4 protein-coding genes are annotated in these 3,149 nt (G+C 69.0%); 1 reads left to right on the top strand and 3 read right to left on the bottom strand.

Annotated elements, in window-relative coordinates; all coding sequences use genetic code 11:
• Nucleotides 1-206: 206 nt before the first annotated feature.
• On the bottom strand, nt 207-341 hold the full coding sequence (locus tag ABZV34_RS37975; RefSeq protein WP_356287408.1) for a hypothetical protein: 135 nt from the start codon (nt 339-341) through the stop codon (nt 207-209).
• 317 nt (nt 342-658) lie between these two features.
• On the opposite strand from ABZV34_RS37975, the gene ABZV34_RS37980 reads away from it, so the two are divergent.
• Nucleotides 659-1,549: a prohibitin family protein gene (locus ABZV34_RS37980; RefSeq protein WP_356287411.1), complete on the top strand. Its 891-nt coding sequence runs from the start codon at nt 659-661 to the stop codon at nt 1,547-1,549.
• Nucleotides 1,550-1,897: 348 nt separating this feature from the next.
• Here ABZV34_RS37980 and ABZV34_RS37985 read toward each other — a convergent pair whose 3' ends face one another.
• Together ABZV34_RS37985 and ABZV34_RS37990 are read right to left on the bottom strand one after the other, a co-directional pair.
• On the bottom strand, nt 1,898-2,758 hold the full coding sequence (locus tag ABZV34_RS37985) for an ABC transporter permease (RefSeq protein ID WP_356287414.1): 861 nt from the start codon (nt 2,756-2,758) through the stop codon (nt 1,898-1,900).
• Nucleotides 2,718-3,149 (bottom strand): ATP-binding cassette domain-containing protein (locus ABZV34_RS37990; protein ID WP_356287417.1); only part of this gene is annotated, 432 nt, incomplete at its 5' end. The genes ABZV34_RS37985 and ABZV34_RS37990, both read right to left, overlap by 41 nt.

Genomic DNA, 3,149 nt, shown 5'->3' on the forward strand with positions numbered 1-3,149 from the left:
GGCGGCCGGGACCGCGGCCACGACGGCCTCCCGGCGAAGGACGCTGCTGCGTCTGGTGACCTGCTGCGGGCGTGACGTCACGTTGACTCCTCCTGGGCGACGGTGATCACTGTCGCCCAGCCTATGAGGCCGCCCGGCCGGATACCCCCTGCTTCGGGTCAAGTTACCTGGCGTGGCCGCCCGGTGGAGGTTCCGGTCCCCGGCGGTCAGCGGGCCAGGCGCCCCGGCAGCGACGAGGCGGACAGGCTGCCGAGGGCCGCGGCGACGGCGAGGACGCCGTCTCTGACGGCGGGCTTGTCCAGCGCGTGCCTGCTGCTCGCGGTCGCGTCCGGGGTCGGCATGCTGCTGTCGGTCCTGGCGATGCGTGCCCGCCGACGCCGGGTCGGGCCGGGTGCCTACGGAGCAGCCGCGGCGACGCACGCACACACCGTCCCCGTCGAACGCCAAGAACCGGCATGCCGATGATCACGCAGCACAACGGTGCGGTCACGGCGACTCGGTCCGAGTCCCGTGACCACCGGTTCCCGTTCACCAGGGCTGGATGACGTTCTGCGGTTCCTGCTCGGTCTGGGCTGCATGCGGCCCGACACCGGGATCACTACGATGCGCAGGGGCCGCGCCCCAGGAGGCGCGGAAACGTTTCCGGAGGGGGATCTCTGTGTTCGCGCTGTCCATCCTGCTGCTCATAGCGGCGGTAGTGCTCCTTGTCGTCGGCCGAGGCCGCGCTGCCGCGGGCCACTGGAAGCTCGGGGCGGCGCTCAGTGCCATGGCGGGCTTTCTGGCAGGCGCCTTCGCCTGTGTCCATGTCGTGAGTGCCTCCGAGGTCGGCGTGCCGGTGACCTTCGGCAGCATCGGCAAGCCGATGGTCTCTGGCATCCACTTCAAGTCACCGTTCACCGACGTCACGTCCTTCTCCACCCGCCCGGTGGACCTCGACCTCCTCGACAAGGACGTAGTGGAGGTCCGCTCCTCGCAGGGTGGCGTGCTCTATGCGGACGTCACCATCAAGTGGGCCGTGGTGCCGGCCAAGGCGGTCGCGCTGTACCGGCTGGCGGGCAGCGAGGAAGCTGTCGAGGGGCGGCTGGTGTTGCCGGACAGCCGCGAGATCATCCGCAACGTGTTCGCGAAGCACACCAGCGAGGAGGGTTATGCGTCCGCCCGCGAACAGATCAGCTCGGAGATCGCCGGCCTTGTCAAGGAGCGACTGACACCCCGCGGAATCGACGTCACTTCCGTCAACCTGCGCAATGTGAGGCCCTCGGAGAAGCTGCAGGACCAGATCGACAAGAAGATTCAGCAGGAGCAGGCCACCGAACGGGCCACCGAGGCGGCGCGTACGGCCAAAGCGGAGTCGGAGCGCAAGCGGATCGAGGCGGAGGGCATCGCCCGCGCCAACAAGATCATCGCGCAGTCGCTGAGCGACAAGGTGCTGTACAACCAGTGCCTTGAGGCATACAAGGAAGCCGCGAAGGCCAACCCGGTGTACGCGGTGCCGTGCGGTACGAACACAAACGGCACGCCGGTCATCGTGGAGGGCAGGAAGAACTGAGGCGCGCTCCCGAAGGGTCGTAGCCGTAGCCGCGCTCAGCGCCGTGCGTTGGCCGTCCCGGGCTCGGTCGACCGTGGCGTCCCGCGACCGCCGTGAGGTGCCGTCACCGGAGCGGCAGGCGTGTGCCACCTCGGTGCGAAGGAAGAACCGGCCGTCGGGATCGGTGAGATCTCGGCGGCCGGCCTGACCGTGCAGGGTGATGTTGTGCTGGTCGGCAAGATGCGAGAACTCTTCGCGATCGTGAGGTCGCCGCATCGGCCGGTCCGGGGGCGGGTGGGGATGTGATCACTGAGGCCGTTACCGACGGCCTCAGGCAGCACCCCTCCGGGGCCGGGCCCGGACCCGCTCTCACCTGGCCAGCCGACCCAGCAGCGAGGACGCGGACAGGACGCCGAGGGCCGCGGCCACGGTCAGCACGCCGTAGTCGAGAGGCAGGTGCGCGGGCGTTCCTAGCAACAGACCACGCAGGGCGTCGACTTGGTAGCTGAGCGGGTTGACCAGACTGACAGCCTGAAGCCAGCCGGGCATGACGGCCACCGGATAGAGGGCGTTGGAGCCGAAGAACAGCGGCATCGTGATCGCCTGGCCGATGCCCATCAGCCGGTCCCGGGTGAGCACGATGCCCGCGATGGTCATCGAGAGGCAGGAGAAGAAGGCGGAACCGAGGACGACGGCCACCGCGACACCGAGCAGCCGCAGCGGATTCCACGTCATCGCGACCCCGAGCAGCGCGGCGATGACGACGACCACGAGCGCCTGGATCAGTGCCTTCACCCCGGCGGCGAAGGCCTTGCCCGTGATGAGCGCCGACCGCGGCGTCGGTGTGACGAGGAGTTTGGTGAGGATTCCGGCGTCACGTTCCCAGATGATCATGATGCCGTAAAAAATGGCGATAAACATCGCGGACTGGGCGATGATGCCGGGCGCCAGATAGTCGAGGTAGGGGATGCCTCCGGTCGGTATGGCCTTGATCCGGGTGAAGGTCTCGCCGAAGATCAGCAGCCAGAGCGCGGGTTGCACCGCCCGGGTGTACAACTCGGTGCGGTCGTGGCGGAGTTTCTGCAGCTCGACCGCGCACATCGCGCCGACCCGGGCGGGCAGCACCCGCCAGCCGGTACGGGCCCGGGGCGGGACCACCAGCAGGTCGAGGCCGCCCGGGTGGACGAGATCAGCCGACGCGGGACGCGGTACGGCGGGTGCTTCGGACATCGCTGAAGTCTCCTGACTTGTCGTCGAGGCCGCTGCCGGCGATGTCACGGAAGACGTCCTCCAGCGTGGGCCGTTCACCGCTCCCGGCGCCACGCCGTTCGGCGAGGGCCGTCCTCAGTTCGTCGGGGGTGCCGAGGGCCCTGAGCCGGCCGCGGTGCATCAGCGCGACCCGGTCGCAGTACTGGTCGGCCTCGTCCATGTAGTGGGTCGTCACGAGGACGGTCATCCCGGTGGCGGCGCGTACGGCGTTGATGTGCTCCCACACGCTCGTCCGGGCGATCGGGTCGAGGCCGATGGTCGGCTCGTCGAGGATCAGCAGCCGGGGCGCGCTGACCAGTGCCTGGGCGAGTTCGTGACGGCGGAGCATACCTCCCGAGTACGTCTTGGCCAG

Origin of the sequence: Streptomyces sp. NPDC005195 (assembly GCF_040608315.1) — a bacterium.
GTDB lineage: Bacteria > Actinomycetota > Actinomycetes > Streptomycetales > Streptomycetaceae > Streptomyces > Streptomyces kaempferi.